General features: G+C 52.6%; 5 protein-coding genes. All 5 read right to left on the minus strand.

From position 1 onward, the window contains the following. Positions 1-71: 71 nt before the first annotated feature. The 5 genes from INF30_RS03010 to INF30_RS03030 all read right to left on the minus strand — a co-directional run bounded on the left by INF30_RS03010 (position 72) and on the right by INF30_RS03030 (position 21,243). A complete protein-coding gene (locus INF30_RS03010) occupies positions 72-761 on the minus strand; it encodes an amino acid ABC transporter ATP-binding protein (RefSeq protein ID WP_076777224.1) in 690 nt (229 codons plus the stop codon). Between the two features lie 16 nt (positions 762-777). Beyond that, positions 778-1,428: an amino acid ABC transporter permease gene (locus INF30_RS03015; RefSeq protein WP_226394170.1), complete on the minus strand. Its 651-nt coding sequence runs from the start codon at positions 1,426-1,428 to the stop codon at positions 778-780. Positions 1,429-1,503: 75 nt separating this feature from the next. After that, positions 1,504-2,346 (minus strand): amino acid ABC transporter substrate-binding protein, encoded by an 843-nt coding sequence (locus INF30_RS03020; protein WP_226394171.1) that lies wholly within the window; start codon positions 2,344-2,346, stop codon positions 1,504-1,506. A gap of 204 nt (positions 2,347-2,550) precedes the next feature. Beyond that, entirely contained in the window at positions 2,551-20,655 is an 18,105-nt protein-coding gene (locus INF30_RS03025) for a Spy0128 family protein (protein WP_226394172.1), read from the minus strand. Positions 20,656-20,658: 3 nt separating this feature from the next. Then, complete coding sequence (locus tag INF30_RS03030) at positions 20,659-21,243, minus strand: AP2/ERF family transcription factor (RefSeq protein ID WP_226394173.1); 585 nt, start codon at positions 21,241-21,243, stop codon at positions 20,659-20,661. Positions 21,244-21,483 lie beyond the last annotated feature (240 nt).

Raw genomic sequence — 21,483 nt, forward strand, 5'->3', positions numbered from 1 at the left:
CCGTCAAAGATAAGCACTCATTATTTATTTTCCGGCATATTTATTAGTATTACTAAACAATAAGCCGTGATTTATAAGTTTTCTCCTAATTTTCCAAGGAATTCCTGCATTCTTTCGTTAGAAGAACCAAAAACTTCCTCCGGCGTCCCCTGCTGGGCAATGACCCCCTTGTCCATGAAAATGATCTGATCCGCCACGTTCCTGGCAAAATTCATCTCATGTGTGACAATGACCATGGTCATGTGCTCCGCTGCCAGATCCCGGATGACCTTCAGGATCTCCCCTGTCAGCTCCGGATCCAGGGCCGAGGTGGGCTCATCAAAGAAGAGAATATCCGGATTCATGGCCAGCGCCCTGGCGATGGAGATCCTCTGCTGCTGTCCGCCGGAGAGCTGGTAGGGGTAGGCTTTCTCCTTGTCGGAGAGCCCCATCTTCGCAAGGAGGGCTCTGGCCTCCGCAAAGACCTCCTCCTTATCCCTCTTCTGGACCTTGATGGGAGCGTCCGTAATATTTTTTATAACAGAATAGTGCGGAAACAGATTAAAGTTCTGAAAGACAAGCCCGAAGGTCCCTTCATAGTGTATCTCGCCGCTGTCCGGTGTCTCCAGGCCGGTGGCGCACCGCAGGAGGGTAGACTTTCCCGACCCGGAGGGGCCGATGATGCCCAGCACTTCCCCCTGTCTGACCTGGAGCGAGATATCTTTCAGCACCTCCAGGCCGTCAAAACTCTTCTTTAAATTGTTAATTTCCAACAGACTCATAACTGCCTCCTTCTCCCTACCGGTAATAACTCATCTTTTTCTCCGCCTGCTCCATGACAAAGGCCACAAGGAGACAGAACACATAGTAGATCAGGGCCGCTATGGCGTAGGGGATCATGTTGGTCTCCCGGGCCGCAAGGGCCTTGGCCTGGTTGAACAGCTCCATGATAGACATGGTGAAGGCAAGAGATGTGTCCTTCACAAGCGTGATGGCCTCGTTCGTGATGGAGGGCATCACCCTCTTGATGACCTGGGGCAGGATGATCCTCATAAAAGTCTGGGACTTGCTGTAGCCCAGGATCTTGGCCGCCTCATACTGTCCCTGGGGCATGGACTCGATCCCGCCTCTGTATATCTCCGCAAAATAGGCCGCATAGTTGAGAGAAAATCCAAGTATCCAGGCCAGCTGCTTCCAGGTGTCTGTGATCTGCAGTCCAAACAGATAGAAGGGTCCGAAGTAGAAGACCATGAGCTGCAGCATCAGGGGAGTTCCCCTCATAACAGATATGTAAAATTTAAAAAACGAGCGGACAATGATATTTTTCGACATCCTGCCAAAGCACACAAGCATCCCCAAAGGCAGTGACAGCACCAGTGTCACGAAAAAGATCTCCGCCGTCATCACGGTTCCCTCGATCAGAAGGTTCAGCATAACTGAAAATTCCATACCAAAACTCCTCTCCGCCAGTCCGGCAAAACGGGCTGCCCAAAAGGACAGCCCTTTTTGTATATTCTACTTATTTTACTTTCCTATGGTCGTAATGTCCTCACCGAACCATTTCGTGGAGATCTCCGCCATAGTCCCATCTGCGGCCAGCTCCTCCAGCGCTGTCTGCACCTGATCTCTCACGGCCTCGTTGCCCTTTGCAAAGCCCACGCCGTACTCCTCTGTGGAGATCACATCGTCCAGGATCACAAAGTCCGCATCCCTGGACTCGATCTGGTAGCTCGCCACCACGATATCCATGGCAACAGCGTCCACGACTCCGGACTCAAGCTCCATAAATCCTGTATTGTAATCCGCGATCACCTGCAGGTTGCCGAAGGTGCTGGAAAGCTCCTGGTTGTCCTCCAGCGCCGCCTGGGCGGAGGAGTCTGTCTGTACATCCACCGTCTTTCCTGCCAGATCTTCCGCAGACTCGATGCCGGAATCCGCTCTCACGACAAACACCTGGCTGTTGTCCAGATAGGGATCGGACCATGTGTACTCGTCCTCTCTTCCATTGATGGTGAACCCGTTCCAGATGCAGTCGATGGCTCCGGACTCGAGCATGGCGTCCTTTGCGTCCCAGGCAATCGGTTCCGGGACAAACTCCCATCCCATCTTGTCACAGACAGCCTGGGCAAGCTCCAGGTCAAATCCTGTGTACTCTCCGTCCTCGCCCACAAATCCCATAGGCGGGAAATCCTGGTCAAATCCAACGGTAAACGTATCTCCCTCTGCCTTTTCCGTAAATTCTGCCGTGGATGTGTCCTGGCTGTCTGATCCCTCATCCGAGGATCCGTCAGAGCTGCCGCCGCAGCCAGCCAGCAGGGATGCCGCTGTCACCGTCAGTGCCATCATAAGTGCCAATCTCTTCTTCATCTCTCATTTCCTCCCGTATGTAACTTTATTATATTAGCAATTTATCAATTGATTACTCTACCACACTAAATTGCTCTGTTATAATAACATACTTATCCATGGATTGTCAATCCGTCGTTATAAAATATACAGCAGCGCAGAGCGCCGCCCCGGGCAGGAGCTGCACTCTGCGCTGTCATTTTTTGCTCTTTTTATTGCATTCGTTTACTTCGCCTGTCCTCTTCTTCTCCGGTGCAGGAGGAAGAGAATAAGCAGCATGGACACGCCAAGTCCTGTCAGTGTCCGCGGCATATCTGACAGATCGCCGGTCCGCACCCCGCCGCCGGTCTCCTTGTCTCCGCCCGGCATGCCGCTCTTGTGGTACACATTGGTAAATGCCGCAGCGTCGCCGTTCTGCTCAAAGGTTCCCAGCTTCTCGTATTTCACATCAGCAATGTGCAGGGCACCGTCCTCATCCGCCACTTCCACGGTCAATCTCCAGATATGTGCATCGTAGAGATATCCGTCTTCATGGCCGCCTTCCTCACAAATCTCGAACTGATAGGTTCCCGCTTTAGTAAATGTGACCGGTGCAAATGCGGTCTGTCCTGCCCCCGCTACGCTTGCGGAAGTCCCTTCCACCGCCGCGCCCTCCGGATTGTCCGCAAGGGCCTGCATGGTGAAGGTAAACGTCGCATTGGACGGCGTCTTGTCGCCGCTTATATGCTTTGTTACCTTCGGCGCATAGGCCGCCTCGTCCGGCTGATAGTGGTTCTCAAAGGCCGCCGCATCCGCAGTTGTCCCGTCCTGCCTTGTGTAGGTTGCACTCTCCACGCCCAGGATATGTCCGGTATCTTTCACTACAACCGTCAGGGTCCACACGCTTCCATCATACTGGTAGCCTGGCAGCTTGTCATTGATCTCGGTAATGTCAAACCGGTAGGTTCCGGCCTGCCCGAACTGGATTTCTCCAAAGACTGCCTCACCGCTTCCCTTGATGGCCGCTTCTGTCTTCTTCGGAAGGACTGCCCCCTCTGGATTATCCTCCCTTGCCGCAAGTGCGAACCGGAAGCTTGCATCTTTGCCCTCCGGCACATCGCCGGTCACCGCCTTGGTCACTGCCGGTGTATAGCCAGCCGGTACGACTTCATAGCTATTGGTAAATGTCGCTTGTTCGTCAGAGGCGGCTATTTCCTTACCGTCAGCATCTATTTGCGTGTAGGTATGGCTTACTATGGTCAGATACGATGCTCTGTCCTCCACCACTACTTCCAGATCCCAGGTCAGCGGATCATACGTATAGCCCGCTTCGCTTCCCGGCGCCTCCGCAATGGTAAAGTGGTAGGTTCCCGCCTTGTCAAAGCTGATGTCTCCAAAGCTTCCGCTTCCCGCTCCGGTGATGGTGGTCTGGCTATTGCCGGTCACCGCGCCGTCTGCCGGCGTACCTGCCTCTTCTGCTGCTTCATTTCTCACAAGTGTAAAGGTAAATGTCTTATCAACCGGTGTCGGATCTCCGGTCAGCGCTTTCGTCACTCTCGGGTCATAAGTCGCTTTGGTGGTGCTGTAGCTGTTCACAAATGCCGCCGCATCTGCGTTTGCTCCGGTGCCGTCTGCTTTCACATACTGTACGCCGTCTTTCGCCACCTGAAGCTTTCCGCCAATGTCTTCCACTGTCACCTTCAAGTTCCAGGTGCTTCCGTCATAGCCGTAGCCCGCTTGACCATCGTCGGTCTCTGTAATCTCAAACTCATAGGTTCCTGCATGAACGAAACGGATCGCTCCAAAACCATCCTGGCCTGCTGCGCTGCCTGTTCCTTCTGTATCTTCCGGTGTCAGGGTGATAGCGGCCGTCGTATCCTCCGGCATGACTGCGCCCTCCACCGGATCGGACTCATCCTTTTTCGCACTCAGCTCAAAGGTAAATGCAACTTCGCCCGGGCGGGCCCCGCCTGTTATGGTCTTCTTAACTTCCGGTGTAAACTCGGCCGGCTCTACTTTATAGGTATTGGTAAATGATGCATATGCCTCGCTGTCCCTGTCTCCGTCCCTTGTGTAGGTATGGCTTGTGACAACCAGCTGGCCATCCTGATCCTCCACTGCCACGGTTAGCGTCCACGGATCTGTATCATAAGTATAGCCATTTGCGCTTCCCTTTTCCTCAGCAATCTGGAACTCATAAGTTCCCGCCTTGGTGAAGGTGATCGCCCCAAACGGATCCGTTGTAGTTCCGGCAGGATCATTATCGGTTACGCTTACCGTCGCCTTCGTATCACGATTGGCGATGGTGAATCCGTCTCCTGCTGGCGGCGTCAGGGTGAAGTCAAAGGTCTGTGTACCCGTCGGCCGTTTTTCTCCCGTCACCGTCTTCTTAACTTCCGGTGTAAACGGTACAGAATCTTCTATCTTGTAACTGTTGGTAAATACAGCTTCTGTCCCGTTATTGTCAGTTCCTCTGGTGTAGGTATGGCTTACTACCGTGAGCTGGCCGTCAACATCCTCCACGACAATGGTCAGTGTCCATGGCTCTTTATCGTATGTATATCCATTCTCACCGCCGTCCGTCTCACGGATGTCAAACCGGTAGGTCCCCGCTTTGGTAAATGTGATCGGTGCAAATGTGGTCTGGCCTGCTCCCGCTACGCTTGCGGAAGTTCCTTCCACTGCCGCACCCTCCGGATTGTCCGCATGGGCCTGCATAGTGAAGGTAAACGTCGCATTGGACGGCGTCTTGTCGCCGCTTAAGTGCTTCGTCACCTGCGGCGCATAGGCCGCCTCGTCCGGCTGATAGCTGTTCTCGAAGGCCGCCACGTCAGAGGTCGCCGCATCCTGTCTGGTGTAGGTTGCACTCGCCACACCCAGGATAGAATCGGTATCTTTTACCACCACGGTCAGCGTCCAAATGCTGTCATCGTACTGGTAGCCGGTCAGCTTGTCATTGATCTCGGCAATGTCGAACCGGTAGGTTCCGGCCTGCTCGAACTTAATCTCGCCAAAGTTTGCCTCACCGCGTCCCTCTATGGTCACTTCCGTGTCTTTCGGAAGAACGGCTCCCTTGGGATTGTCCTCCCTGGCTGTAAGTGCGAACCGGAACTGGGCATCATTGCCCTCCGGCACATCGCCGGTCACCGCCTTGGTCACTGTCGGTACATAGCCGGTAGATTTTACCTGATAGTCATTGGTAAAGGTCGCTTCCTCGTCGGAGGTTACTTCCTTGCCCTCAGCGTCTGTCCGGGTGTAGGTATGCTTCGCCACCATCAGGCAGCCGCCCTGGTCTTTCACCTCAATCTCCAGATTCCATTCGCTGTCGTCATAGGTGTATCCAGGTTCTGTACCCGTCTCCTCACCAATGGTGAAGTGATATGTGCCAGCCTCTGTAAAGGTAATGGTGCTAAATCTTGCAATATCCTCTCCGGTTACTCTTGCCTTATCCATATCCGGTGCTGCCAGGCTTGCTCCGCCCGGATTCTTATCATCCGGCATCAGCGTAAAGTCAAAGACCTGCTCCTCTGATCTCTGGTCTCCCGTGATCTCCTTGCGGATCTGCGGGGTATATGTGATCTTGTCCGGATCGTAGGTGTTAGTAAATTCTGCCTGGCTCTCACTGGTGAATCCGGTAGGTTTGTCCGCTTCAGTCTGGGTGTACGTCTTACTTTCGATGACCAGCCTGCCGCCCTCATCTTTCACCTTCACTTCCAGGATCCAGATATGGCCGTCGTAGCTGTAGCCTGCCGTGTCTCCTTTCACCTCGGTGATCTGGAAGGTATAAGTTCCGGCTCTGGTGAAGGTGATCTTATCAAAGGTTCCGGTAGCTTCTCCTGTCACCTCGGTCTCCAGCACATCCGTGTTCGTCATAACCACGCCATTCTCACCATTTAGCTTCAGGCCGTCTGTCGGATCTGCTTTTGTAAGCTTCAGTTCAAACTGGAAGTCAGCGTCTCTGCCGGCCGGTACATTGCCGTCCACTGTCTTCTTCACCTGCGGTGCATATCCAATGGGATCCACTTCATAGTGGTTGGTGAACAGTGCATAGTCCATCCGGTCTGTCTCGCCGGTCCGCTCATACTTCGTCTGGGCCTTATCTACCACCAACTGGCCCTTCTCATCCCTGACCACTACGGTCAGCGTCCAGGGATCATCATAGGTATAACCTTGTTCGCCAACATTTATTTCTGTAATGGTAAAGGTATAGGTTCCAGTCTCGGTGAAAGTAATTGCTCCAAACGGATCCATTTTCGGCTCTACCAGGCTTCCCTCTTTCGTTCCGCCTGCCGGCACGGTCACCGCCGCCTGTCTGTCTGTACACTTCGCTCCGCCTTCCGGATTGTCTTTATCTGCCGTAAGGGTAAAGGTAAAGGTCTCCTCTGCCGGCCGGATCTCTCCGGTCACGGTCTTGCGGACATCCGGCGTAAATTCTGTCGGTGCCACTTCATAATTATTGACAAACTTCGCTGCCTCTGTATTGCTGCCGTCTGTTTTCGCATAGGTATGGCTTGTCACTTTCAGCTGACTGCCCTCGTCCTCAACCACTACAGTCAGTGTCCATTTGCTGTCGTCATAGGTCACACCGTTCAGCTTGTTGCCGTTCGCCTCTGCCGCCTCCGGGACCTTCTCCTGGATCGTAAAGGTGTAGGTTCCGGCCTTCTCAAAGGTGATCTTGCCAAATCCATCATCTGCTGCCGGTTCTACTTCAGTACCGGCCGCCGTATCTTTTGGTACGGTGATACTTGCTTCTGCACCTGTAATGGTCGCTCCGCCTTCCGGATTATTTTCTCCCGGCGTCAGGGTGAACTCATATTTCTGAGCCTCCTGCCGGTCCGCTCCGGTCATGGCCTTGGTCACGCCCGGCGTGTAGTCTGTAGGCTTCACTTCGTAGCTGTTTTCAAATGCCGCTGCTTCCGCTCCGGTTACCGTCTCTCCGTCTTTTGCGTAGGAATAGCTTTCAACCTTCAGCTTGCCGCCTTCATCCTCAACGTTAACCGTCAGTGTCCACTGAGCCTCATCGTAGGTATAACCGTCATCTGCCTGGCCTTTCTCCTCTGTAATCGTAAACTTAAAGGTTCCGGCCTTCGCAAAGGTGATCTCTCCAAAACCTGCCTCAGCATCACCGATCCGGTTCTTATAAGTTACCGTTGTCTGTGCCGGATCTGGCAGGGTCGCTCCCTCTGGATTGTTCTCATCCGCCTTGAGTTTGAAGGTAAATTCCTTCTCTCCCGGCGGTGTATCCCCGGTCAGTGTCTTGCTCACCTTCGGCGCAAATCCGGTATCTTCTGTGTCATAGTAGTTTGTAAAGTCGGAGGCGTTTATCGTATCATCCGGATCATCCGGAGTCGTCAGGTAGTAAGTAATACTGTCTACCTTCAGGGAACCATTGTCATCTACTACCACAACTCTGGCTCTTCTCTCCTCTACCCGGTCTTTGTCGTATCCCTCCGGCAGGTTCTCAGTATCCTCTGTGATCCGGAATACATAGGTACCCGCCTTGGTAAAGGTAATCTCATCAAAGTCCGCTGTCTCCGCCTCTCCGGTTTCAGTTACCGTCACCGTAGCCGTCTTGTTCTCCGGCATGGTCACGCCAGGCACAGTATCCTCTGACATGCTCATGGTAAAGGTAAAGGTCTTATAGTCCGGATCATCCGGCAGCTCCTGGCCCTCCACCGTCTTGGATACGGTAAGGGTAGCTGTCGCCGGATTAGGATGATATTCGTTGCTGAACTTCGCCGCTCCGTTATTTGCCGTGGTTCCTTCCACGCTGCTCTTGTAGGAGACTACCCTGGACAAATGTCCCCGCCCGTCGTCGTTTACTACTACCGTCAGCGTCCACTCCGCCGTATCGTAAGTATAATAGTTTTCTGTTCCGGCTGTCTCTTTGATCGTAAACTTGTAAGTTCCGGCCTTGCTGAATGTAATGTTGCCAAATGCTTTCGTTGCCGTCACCGCCGCGTCACTGGTCTTGCCACTGATCGGAATCGTCAGCGTCGTCTCCGTCGGCAGCGTAGCTCCATCCGGGTTATCCTTATCTGGCGTCAGGGTAAAGGTAAAGTCTTTGCTTGCTCCATCCGGCAGTCTGTGTCCGGTCAGAGTCTTCTCTACAGCCGGCGCATAGGAAGTCGGTGTGGGCTTATAGTCATTCACAAATGCCACGCCGCCCTCCGGGTACGTAGGCGTCGCCGTCAGGGTCCCGTCGCCTGCATCCTCCACATCTACGGTAATGGTAAAGGACTCGTCGGTAAATTCCACGCCATTTGCAGTTGTTCCTCCCTTGTCCTCCGTGATGGTATAGGTATGTTTGCCCACATCCTCCAGTGTGTACTGGATAGGAGTAAAGGTAATATCTGCCGGTTTGCCGGCTGTAGCCGGTCCGGTTACTGTTCCGGTGCCAACTGTCTCTTCCCCTTCCTTCACGGTAAAGGTATAGGTCTCTCCTACCTTCATATCCCGGCCAGTCAGGGTCTTGGTGGCCACCGGCGTCCAGGATCCGCTGGCGTCATAGGTGTTTTCAAAAGCCGCTCCGTCCTCGCTTGGTGTCAGAGCATTGTCTGCGAAGTACTGGATTCCCGTCACTTCAAGCTGATGATCCGTGTCATCCCACTCTGTGGTCACCTCCACCTGGTAAATGGTATCGTCATAGGTGATCCCCTTCGACGTATCTTCGTTCTCTATTGCTTCTTCCGGAATGGTCTCCTTTATGTAGAAAGTATGGGTTCCCTCGCCCTGGATGGTCACCGGAGCAAAGGTTACCTTGCCCTTCGCGTCATTGGATACTTCTTTTTGCAGTACAGTTGTACCGTCATCTGCCAGCAGTTCAAACTGGAACTGTCCCGCCAGAAGTTCTTTCCCCTTCAGGGTCTTGGTTGCCTCAAGCTCTACTTCTGTCTCCCGGACATTGGTGATGGTCACGTTTTCTGTCTTCACCATACTCTCGGTATCCGGAACCTTCAGAAGCCATTTGCCCTCGCCCAGTTTCTCAATGTTCTTGCTTCCGGTAGCTTCCGCTCCATCAAGCTCATAGCCGGGAGCCGCCTTCTTTTCCACGATCACATATTCCTGGAACCAGTTCAGATTTGGAACACTGATCTTGCCATCCTTTGTCTCATAGGTGCCGACCAGATCATCATCTGTCAGTTGTGCAGTACTTCCTTTGCCATCCTCATATGGTCCGTAAATCTTGAACACAGCGCCGTCTACCGGATCCTTCGCCGGAAGCTCCGACTGCTTGGTGATCTCCAGGTCGCGGTAAAGCACAAGTCCTACGTCCTTGGTATTGTCCCAGTTTCCTGGCTGGGTAATATCGGTATCCCACAGGTAGAACCGCTCAGACAGATTCCGCTGCGTGTCCTCGTAATATGTAAAGTTGCTGTCGTTCTGTTCCGTATACGGAATACTTCCCGGCTTCTGGGACTTTTTACTTCCCAGCATCTGAGTCAGCCCAAATTTACCGATAATGGTATCCGGCAGTGTTGCGGAAATGATATAGGTTCTTGGTTCATCCCCCTTCAGATGCTGTACCTGCAGTTCTCCATTACTATATGCCTGCCCTTCGTCCACCGTCATAAATCCGGCGCCCAGGTTATCAAACACATAGTTGGCATCCGTGTACCAGTCTCCGTCATTTTTCTGATTGTACTGGAACGCTTCGCCGTAAGCAGTGGTGTTCATGCCCGGCTTCTTATTCCGGTAAGTGTAGAGACGGATCTCGATCTTATCCAGCATATCCTGGACGATCTTATACTGAGAGTAATCCTCGATCGTCTTTCCGTCCTTCCGTCCGTTGCCGTCCGCATCAATCCAGACATGTCCGCCCACCTTCACCGGATTAGGTACAATGGTGGCGGAGACGCTGTTGGACTCCAGCGGCTGGTCTGCAGACGTTGCCTCGTCTTTAGATCCCGTTGTGGGATAACTGTCGTAGTAACACTGGAAGTTATTTACCGCGTTCAGGTAGGAGATCTTTTCCATCTCCTCAGCTGTATAATGATTTCCTTCTTCATCCGTCACCTTGGTCTGATATTCCACCACCAGACTTTCGGTCGTTTCCAGGATCTGCTCTTCATTCACTGCCACGATAAATGCCTTGATCGCTGTGTCGTCAGGCCTTGTTTCTGTCCAGCCCTCCGGGCAGCGATCCTGCGCTTCCTGCACCGCTCCAAAGAAGCGGCTGTAGTCCGGATTGTTTGCCGCCGGGATCTCCCCGGTATAATAGTAAATCTTGTACTGATCCGGGGTAAGGGTGTTCTCTCCCAGAGTCACCTTAATGTCGTCCGTCAGGTAAGCCGGCCAGACACTGTACCGCTCCGTACCGCCGCTTACAAGGTCGCCCTCCTGGGGCAGAAGATCCATCACCGTCAGGTTCAGACGGTTGTCGGTGCTGGAAGTATTATTCATGGTCAGACGGTAATCAATGGTTCCGCCGTTGGTGGCCTGGGCCAGCCGGCTGGAGCTGTAGCTGCTGTCCTGGTCTCCTTTATTTTCTTTTACCAGGGTCATGGCCGAGCTGCTGAACCAGCGGATGTCCGCCAGCGCTCCGATAAAGCCGTAATTTCCCACAGCTCCCGTGCCTTCTGAGCCCAGAGCATCTTTGAGCGCGCTGGCCTTCCCGCCATCTACCTGAAGGGATGTAGCCACGTGGGTCAGTTCTCCCGCCCATGCGCCGTTGCTGTCCTTAAAGGAAGCAGCGTTTGGATTCTCATCGCTTTCGATCCCCGGCTCGTCGCTGGTGGCAAATACATAGTTGGGAAGACTGGTTCCATAACTTGCCGCCGCATTGGTAACCGTGGCATGGATCACTACCTGCAGAGAGTCTCCCGCCTCCAGATTGCCGCTGAAATTCAGCACGATGGCATTGGTCTCCGCCACCGGTACAACTGTATCCTGCCTTACTGACAGATTGGAAGGATTGTTTCCCGTGATCTCAAAATAAGCTGTATCCGGATCCACGATCACCCCTTCCGGCAGAAGGTCGATCAGGATCGGATTTATCATGGCTTCTCCGTTTTCAGAAATATTTTTCAGCGTCAGGGTGTAATCCACGGTTCCGTTGTTCAGGTTGACCGCCTCATCATCTGCTGCTTTTGTCACCGTCACCATGGGCACTTCCTGCTGGCCAAAGCTGTTGGCTGCAGTGTCTTGCGCTTTCTTTGTCTCCTGGGCTTCTTTTTCCCCGGTGGAACTCCAGGGCGTGTAGGCGATCTCCGCCTCCGCCGTGTTGACCACCCGGTCCACAGACTGCCTGCTTTCGCCGCCTTGCTGCTGATCCAGCTCTGCCGTTACCTGCACAGTGCCGGGCTTAAAGTTCTGGCCAAGCTGATAGCCGGTCAGTCGTTCAAAGCCGTCGGAGTAGTACTCCACTCTCACCTGGGCGTACTTCACGCCCTCTGTTGCCGGCGCCATAACTACCTGCTCACCGGTCGAAACAGTTACAGGTTCCGTCGCATGTTCTCCGCCTTCAAAGTCGATAAAGGTCACTTTGGCGCTGATCACACCGGCCTCCGGATGTCCGTCTGCCGCCTTGTAGTTTCCGGTCTCGTGGCTTGCCTGACCCAGGCGTACCTGGCTGATGGTATACTGATCCTTCAGATAGGTGTCAAAATCCAGCTCTGCAGGCGTGCTGCCCGCTCCATGGTAAGCTGTAAGTCCGGTGTCTGTCAGGGTGAATCCATCCAGCGCATAGGAGTTTTCCACCTGAGGAGTCAGGGTGTAGGTAATCTCTGAGCCCTGCTCAAACAGGCTGGCGCTTGAGGTCTGGCTGGCGCTTTTCTTGTCGATCTTCACATCCGCAGTACCCAGCACATTTTCCAGTGTAACGGTCTGCTTCTTTGTGGTTCCTTCCGGAATGGTGATCACCTTGTACCACACCACCCGCTTATCGTCCAGGATCATGGTTTCGTAGCCGGAAGTACCGGTCACTTTATCCTCCACCACCAGATAAGTCTTACCCGGGACCACAGTAATGTCGTCCTTATAGGAAGAGCCTTCGCCTGTCTTACTGGTATTCCCAGTACCTACCAGGTTCGTCGGAACTTTCAGATCGTCGACTTCTTCTTCTGTCAGCTCTGTCTTTGTTCCCGCCGGCACCTCATAGACAGATATATCTGCCCTTGGCACCAGTGTTGTATTGCCTCCCGCATCCTTCTTCTGAACTTCCAGATCTACCAGCGGGATGTTGTAGGCATTGTAAGTGTAGGTCTGTCCGGCCAGCAAGTCCTTCGTATCCAGAATGTATAAAGTCTGGGGGTTCGCGCCTCCTTCATCTACGGTTGCCGTATCCTTGATCTCAATTCCATCTGACGTCCAGACGCCCTCCAGTCCCGCGTAGCCGCTGGGCACGGATTCTTCGGAGATAGCGTACTCATATCCTGCCGCCACGGTAAAGGTGGCGATTCCGTTTCCTTCTGTCTTCTGGGAATCCATATGGCGCCATTCGTCTGTTGTGTCATCGTAGGTGTACATCCGGAAGGTTACGCCGTTCTGATCCGACGTGACATCTGCGCTGTGCATATTGCCGTATTTATGGATCTGAATGGTAACGCCGTTGTAGTTGGGAACGATCAGCTTCTCACGCAGCTCCTCGTCCGTATCACCAACCTGCCAGCCATCTTCCTCATAGGTCAACACGGTTCCCGGTTCCAGAGTCACCTTAATCGGCGTCTGATCTACCAGGTATCCCTCCGGCGCCAGGAGCTCACGGATCCGGAACTGGGCCGCATCTTTTCCTTCCAGCCGGACTTTTACCGTGTAGGCGCCATCCTCGCCTTTGGTCCAGGTTACCCGTTTTTCTGGCACTGCCTGCCAGGTCTGCTGTCCGTCTGCTCCCGAAACCTGCTCCTCCAGGACAAACTCCGCGCCTGTCAGTCCTATTCCGGTATTTCCATCCACCTTCAGGACGGTCACCTGGGCGTAGAGCCAGGTATTGGTCACTTCCACTTCCACGGCAGACCGCCCGGTTGTCGGAGTGATGGCATAGCGGCCATTTTGCGGCTCTATTTCTACTTCATTTACTTTCACAGACTGCAGGACATACTCGTCACTTGCCTGCTCTGCCAGGTAGTAGGTCGTTCCCTGCTTCAGGCCGGTAAATTCCGCCTGCTCTGCCTCGGTAGCCGTATCCGTCTGTAGCGGTTCCGTACTATCCACACTGCCGTACAGCTGGAAGAAGGCGCTGTAGCTGTCCGGGCCTTCTGCGAACGCTCCCTTACCCACCGTCTTGGTCACCTGGATGGAAGCCAGCTTCTTATTCGCAAAGGTGAGCTGCGCGTCTCCGTCCCCATCGTAAGTCTCGTCCACACCGATTACACTTACGTTCATGCCGCCGGTGAGGGCGATGATCTGATCCCGATCCTCCGCCAGTTCATATCCTTCCCGAGGCTTGGTCTCCACAACATAGTAGACGCCCGGCTTCAGTCCGGTAAGGCTGATCTTGCCATCTTCCGTCGTATACGTTCCGACCAGAGTCCGATTACCGGCAACGGTCATATCTTTCACGGCATGTGTGCCGCTGAATGAATCAAAGGCCTGATAATATACCTCAAACTCTGCTCCGTCAAGAGGATCATCTGTCTCTGCATCCACTTTTCCGATCTCCAGGGACACCAGATCCGGGTTCTGGATAGTCAGTATTTGCCCTTTTAATCCATATTTTTCATCGTCCAGATTCTGGACTCCGGATACAACTACGTCTCCAAGAGCAGTATTGGCCGCTTTGGTGTAGCCGAAGGTAATCCCCTCGGCAGGATTTACAAAGTCTGCCAGCCCTGGATAGTTTTCCTTTATATATTTTGTAAAGTAGCTGGTGTCCATGTCCCCGCTGGTCTCGCCCAGGTAGTAGGTACCCGAGTTGATGTGGGCAAAGACTGCAGTTCCCCCGATAATAGTCTGCGCCGTATAAGCGGCCTTCTCCGCGTCCGGTATGGTCAGGGTAAACTCTGCCTCTGCCGGGTTATCACCTGTATCTACTTTCTTAAGAGACAGGGAAATCTTCTCCGGATTGTACATGGAGATTACCAGGCTCTCCGAACTTACCCGGAAATACCGGTAACCGGTACCGCCGCTGACTGTCTTCCCGTCATAGAGGATCTCATAGTCAGAGCCTTTCGGCATGGCCGTCTCCACGATCCGGTACTGGCCGATATCAAGTCCCTTGGGGAAGGTAAAGGTTCCAGCCGCATTGGTGGTAAAGGTCTTTGTTCCCCAGGTCTCATTCTGATAATCGTAATCTCTCCAGGTATTTGTTCCGTCTTCCCCGCCGTCAAAGCGCTGCAACTTCATGGTCACGTCTTTCAGGGGCACCCTTCCGGTATGCCCGTCCTCAAACCAGGCGTCCAGCTGCTCTGCCGTCCGGTTCAACGGCGCGTCCACTCCCGGCTGGTAGCCGTACTTCTGCACAGTCACAGAGAAGTTGGTAAGAGGCCAGTTTACCAGACGGTATAGATTTTCGTGTTCTGCTCCATACTCTGTTGTTTTCTTTCCAACGGTGAATCTGCCCGGCCACACGATTTCCGTCTGCTCATCCGCCAGAGGCACCTGTTGCTCTTTATCTTTGACAAAGTAAGCGTCGTTGTAGGTCATGCCCTCTCCCGTAGGTGTGAAACGCACGATCATATAGTGGGGCGCCGCGTCGATCTGATAGCCGTAAGGCACATAGCTCTCCCGCAGGGCCATTCTCACATAGAAGCAGTTGTGTTCTGCATCCTTCCAGGTAATATCGTCCTCATTGCCCTCTGCTTCCTGAGCGTTGTATTTCTCGAATCCTTTGTCTTCATCATCATTGTTGTACCAGAGAGCCTTGGACATGCCCATGGCGGAAAGTTCCCCGTCAGGGTCATTGGGGTCGCTCTCCAGGCCTACAGTGATGTCGTCCACTTTCTCCAGCAGGTCTCCGGATTCATTGACTACCCAGAGCTCATATCTTGCATTGCCAAGAGGCTCATAGCTGTCCTTGATCTTGTCACCATTTTCCGTATAGGATCCTGCCCACTTCTGCAGGCGGACGGAAGCGTAGTAGTCCTGACCTTCGCCGTAAACTGCTTCGTTTTCTATTCTATCCCAGCTGTATGCATTATCCGGATATTTTTCAACGCGAGTGGATTCACCTGTATTATTGGTATATTCAATATGGCCTTCTTCCCTTGTAAAGAGGATATACTGTTGTTCAGGCATGATCTTTGCGCCCGGCCCTGCCTGGGTCTCTACCAGCCAGTAGACGATGTTGTCCGCCACATCCAGAATGTCCGTGGCAAACTTTCCGTCCTCCGGTTCTCCATCTGTCCCGATGAAGGTGCCACTGCTGTACTCCCCGATCAGCGTGCAGTTGGCCGCAGCAAAGGTAAGTTCTGGGCCTGCGCCTTCCGGTACGATCTGCTGATACAGCTGGAACTGGCAGTAGTTGGCTGCGACTTTTCTCGTTTCTGGAGAATTCTCATCTTTTTCGTCCACTCTACGCATCATGAATTTATCGATCCGCAGCTGAGTCCAGCCGATCTCGTTGGTCAGTTTCCCCTGGTTATCCTCATCCGGGCTCACCCAGTTGTATGTATCCAGCTGCTCTTCTGTCAGAGTCTTGCACTCTGGATGGGTCGTCGGATCAGGAAGATATTCTTTGTTCCCCTCAGGATAGACATACTCATCCTTGGCAGTCTGAGGAATATCCACCTCCACGGCCACATATTCGTCTCCCTCTTCATCGGTCAGCTCCTTGAAAGTCACCTGGCCCAGGCTGTCGGTCTTCCCGTTTTTCACCCATTCATAAGTATTGTCAGCATTCTTCTTATACAGGGCGATGGTGGTCCCTTCCAGCGGGATTTCTTCGCCGGTGAAGGCATGCTCCCACACATTATAGTACACCTTGCTCACGGTAAAGGTCTGATAACGGTTGTTCACCAGCGTCAGCGCCTGATCATCTTCTGCTCCGTTCACAGTGGAGACGATCTTTCCCGGGATCAGCGTGGTGGACAGTTCCGTGGTGGTTCCGTAATATCCGCCTGGCGCTTTAGTCTCGCGGATATAGTAAGTAATCTCCTTCCCGTCAGCGTCATAGATGGGCAGATCCTTGAAGGTCAGCTGTCCATTGTCCGGCGTCGTACCGGTCCCCACAACTTTCTCCTCGTCTCCGTCCTTATAATATACCTGGATCTCTGCGCCATCCAGCGGGTTTCCTTCTTTATCGCTCTTGGTCACAGTGAGGCCGCCCAGACTGGAAATATTGGTGATCTCTCCAAGATCCTGAGTTTTTTCCTCATCCTTCACCTCATATGGGCCAAAGAAGAATTTGCCGTCTTCACTGATTTCATGCTTATACGAACGATAGAGATCCGGGTATGTATCCGGGCTCAGCACCTTCATGTCGTCGGTCACCACTTCGTGGAGATAGTAGGTACCGGCTTTCTCCAGGTAAACGCTGCTTCCCGCTTTCAGGATCAAAGGTTGCCCGTCTTCCATTACCTGGGTAAAGGTATCTCCTTCTTTGGTGTAGACTTCAAACTGTGTGCCATCCAGATCCGATGTACTGCCATCTGCTTTCATAAGTTTCTTTTCAATGGTTATAGAAGGATCCGGTTGATTCTTAACAGTAGGCCCGGCAATCTCTGAAATGCCGCTTCCACTAACCGTCTCATCTGTCAGGTCAATTTTCAGCGCTTCTTCATTCACACAGGTATAATGGGCCGGGACTGTGGTCTCTTTTACAATATACTCATGCCCTGCCTCCAGGATCGCCAGGTAACCGGCGCGCGGAATCAAAACATCTTCAAAACCTTCTACAGGTGTGGTTGTTCCATCTGCCTCCACCCGGCTGATCGTGATCCTCGCGCCATCCATCCATTGCTGTGTCAGCGTATCGATCTTCTTGATCCGAACCGGAACTTTCTGCTCCACATTCTGGACTGTAATGTCCTGGGAAATTTTGATGGTTTCATCGCCTGACTTTGGCCGGAAGTAGAAGGGGCCTACCGCCTCCATGGAATCGTCATTTATGGTGATGGTCGTTACCTCTGCTTTATTTCCGTTCTGGTCACTGCACTCCAGGTCATAGTCTCCCTCACCGATGTTCACTTCCACCCAGTAGTAGTTAATGATCTTGCCGCCTTCTTCTCCCGGAAGGTCTGTCGCCTGGATCTTGCCGGAAGCATCTGTCTGATAAGTGCCTACATGTTTATATGCGCCGTTCTCTCCCACTTGCCTATAAAGGTCAAAGGTTGCCTCGTTTTCCTTAGCAGTCGTTGTAATCTGTTTTCCTGTGTCATTGACAGTCACATACTTCTTGGTCAGTTCCAGATCGCCGTTTCGGCTGTTGACCATCTCTACAATTTTGGCATCGGCACTGGAATTTCCGATCTCATCTTCTAAGGTCACTACCTTTGAGTAGAGAACGCGGGAGCCATCCTCCTCTATTTCTCCATCTCCATGCCAGTTTTCCGGAAGGACTTCCCGGAAACGATATTTGATTAGTGTCCTTGTCCCGTCCTCAGCCACGTGATAGACCGGGAAATCCGTTTCAAAGAGATTTCCACTCACGGTAAGGCCTACATTTTCTACGCCCTCTACTGCTGTCCAGGTCTTCCCGTCATCGATGCTCTGCTGTAAAGTAAAGCAACCGGCAAACTCCTGATAATTCGTAGTACCCACATTGTTCAGTGCGCCTGTAGAGAACCACCGGTACATCTTCTGTAATTTCAGATGAGCCAGGTTGTATTCATTGACAATCTGAGCAAGCTCATCATTTACTTTATTCGCCTTGACTTCTACCTCATAAACCTCTGTATCTGGCAGATAGCCTTCCGGCGCTTCAATCTCTTTTACATAGTAAGTTCCCGGCACCAGGCGGTCGAACTGCAGATTGCCGCTGGTGTTGGTCTCTCCGCTTGCCACCAGATCTTCACAGGCCTCATCTGAATAGATCCCAAATTCCGCTCCTTGAAGGTCCCTATTTTCGCTGTTTATGTGCCCCACTTTGTGGATCAGCACGCCGCCCAGCAGTTCCTTGTTGGTAAATGTAACCGTCTGGGACTTTCCTTCTTCTATATCCGCGGTCTGCGGGTCTGTCTGACGCTGTGTATTCACAGGTGCTTTGGTCTCTGTTATCTCATACTCTCCCGCGTCCAGATAGACGGTTACTTTTCCATCCTCCCCTGCTGTGGCAGGATTGATAGACACGGTATTTCCTTCCAGCTTCGTATAGGTGCCATCCTGGTTCTTTGTATAGAGAACCGCAGGCTGGCCGTCCGTTGTTTTCACAGTAAACTCAGCCGGACCGGATACCGGATCCCAGGTATCGCCAGCCTTATACAGGCGGGTACCGTTCCCGTTATAATCCTCAATATATTTTTCAATGATCAGTTCTGCCGGCTGGGTCACCTCCCCGATCTGGGTATCAGCTTTATCTTCAACCGTTACCGGATCAACGGAGCCCTTCAACTGATAAGTCGCCTGCGCTGTATTTTCCACAGTCAGCTTATCCTGATCCGGGTCAGAATACTTGGCGATAAATTCCTCATAATCGTAGACAACATCTACAAAATACTCAGAATAATAGGGGGCTCCCTTATCAATCCCGGACACGCTGTGATTTCCGCAGGTGTCAGTGGCAACCTCCACCGTACCATTGGTAACTTCATATCCTTTCTTATCTCCAAACTGCTCGGTAACTGTAATGGAGTTTGGCGTCAGGTCCTGGTTTCCAGCTACAGCCAGAGCCTCGTTCAGGGTGATCTTTCCGTCACCATTAAAGGGTGCACGCCCATGAGCCTGATAATAAGAGGCCTCATTGGTCACCATACCGCCCTCCGAAGTCTGAAGGCCAAAGGCCAGTTCCCACCGCACAGTAACTGTGCTCTTGTCCTTAGCAACGGTATTGCTCACATGACTTTTCGCCAGTCCCCACTTGTCCTGGCTTGTGGACGTCAGTGTGGGAAGGCTCTGGGTGATGGTCTGGTTCGTCTGGCTATAGTCCTTTATCTTTACAGGGTTGGCGCTGTCCGTCTTATCATAAACGGTAAACTTTGTCGTCATGGACAGATTCTCTTGAATATCAAAATCAAAGGTTTTTCCAATCTCAAGGGCGCCGTTTCCCTCCACCTGGACACGGATACTGAAAGATCCCGTGCTGGAGGCGCTGGCGTCAATGGATGTGTTATCCAGGGTAAATATCCACTCCCCGGTCTCTTTATCATAGGAGGCTGTCGCTCCGTCAATATCATCTTCACCGATCAGCGTCATTCCTTCCGGAAGCTTGAAGCGGATCTCTGTATTATTATAAGAATCAAACAACGTCTTGGTCTGCTCGCCGTAATTGTAAAGCGGCGCCGGATTCATGGTATAGGTAAGGGTAAAGCTGAGCTCGTCCCCTGCCATCACCGTATTTCCCGCATGGGAAGAACTGATGGTAACGCTGCCTGCGGTCTGGGGATTGGTCGCATTTTCCCCATAGTATGCTTCTGCCATCTGCTCTACAGAGGTAAAGGCCGCATTTCCGTCATCCCCGATACGCGGGGCCTTCTGCTGCTGGGCCGGCTGTGTTTCTTCTATATTATTGTCCTCTTCCTTCGGCTCGCTGACGCTTAAGGCATACAGGCTGAAATGGTCGGTCTGGAATGCGAAATATTTTTCTGTCTCATTCTTCTCCCCGTCCATATTCGTTACCTTGCCCTGGTCGTCAATGTACCAGGCATCCAGCTCTCCTGTCCAGTCGTCGGGCACAGAGAACCGGACCTCGATCTTATCGGAGGGCTGTCCGCCGCCAAGATTGATGTCATAGAAAGCGATATCTGTCAGGGAAAGGTTCTCCTCCTTCTCCAGCTTCGCGGCGATGTCTTCCTTCGCCTGCTTTGGATAGTCGGTGTCTTCCTTTTCCTTCTTCTCGTCCACCTGCAGGGCTGCGCCCTCCGGCAGCACGTTGTCCATGCCTGTCACCTGCACGCCCGTCTCCTCATCTGTGAGGGTCAGCTCGCGGGGCTCTGCCGGCTGAGATGCCGGCTGCTGCGGCTGTGTGTCAGGCTGCGTATCAGGCTGCGTATCAGGCTGCGCGGCAGGCTGCTGCTGTGGGGCGGTCGGCTGCTGCGCATTCCCGGACTCTGGATTTTGTGTCTCCTCTGTCTCGTTCTCGGTATACGTTTCACCAGCTTCGTTCTGCTCATTCTCCACGGTCGCGCTTGTTTCTGTTTCCTGTGCGGGCTCCTCGGATGTGGCTGTCTCACCTGCCGCGTCCTGCGGCTCGGCCGCCGTCTCCTGGGGCTGTCCTCCCGCAAGCACGTCCGCGGCTGTGGAAACGCTCTGATCGGTCAGCAGCATGGCTGACACAAGGACGATTGCCCAAAATCTTGTCCATGGTCCTCTCTTTTTCATTTCCTATCCTCTCCCTCCTGTTATAAAACTATCTTTCGTTCCTCGACTGACCACCAGGTGGCCGTCCTTTTTCTCCACTTCAAAAATAAGGGGGTGTTCTGCGCTCCAGTCCGGATCCTGGTCGGTCTTTTCCTTCCACTGGTAATAGTCCGCGAGAAATCCGTTATGGATAACTTCTTCTGCATTCAGCCGCACCTGCACCGCAGTTTCATAATCATCGTACGTCCCCAGATAGTAGCGCTTCCCTTTGAAATTGATGTAGGCGCGGTAGCGCCCGTTATCTGTTTTTAGCACACCCCGAAAGCCGCTCGTATTATCCCTGCGGTATTTGCGCTTCTCCAGTATCTCTATGCATGTCCCGTCTATCCGATGCAGTCTCTGGGCTATCTTCTGCTGGTTTTCTCTCTGAAGGCAGCCACAGCTCATGACCAGTCCCTGCATGAGCTCGCCCTCTGTCGCCTCCGTCTCTCGTCCGCAGTCACAGACGCATCTCCAGTAAACAGACTTTTTATTGTCTCTCTTTTCTGTGGCCTCTATGACTGTCAGCCGGCCGAAACGTCGTCCGATTAAACACTCTTTTTTTGGCATGAAGCATTTTCCTCTACTCTTTATTTCCTTTTTCTGTCCCCACACTGCCTTTCTGACAACGTAACATTAATTATGTTGTAGATAAGGTTGTCACAAAAGCTAATTGTATATATCTTTTCTAATTTTATTATACATATTCCGAATTGTCAATAAACCGCGGCCTTATGACCCCAAATTGTATTACCATATTTCCAGATATACCATCGGTATATCTTTTTCGCATGCCGTGTTTTAGCGGCA

Source organism: Claveliimonas monacensis (assembly GCF_014982975.1).
Taxonomy (GTDB): domain Bacteria; phylum Bacillota; class Clostridia; order Lachnospirales; family Lachnospiraceae; genus Claveliimonas; species Claveliimonas monacensis.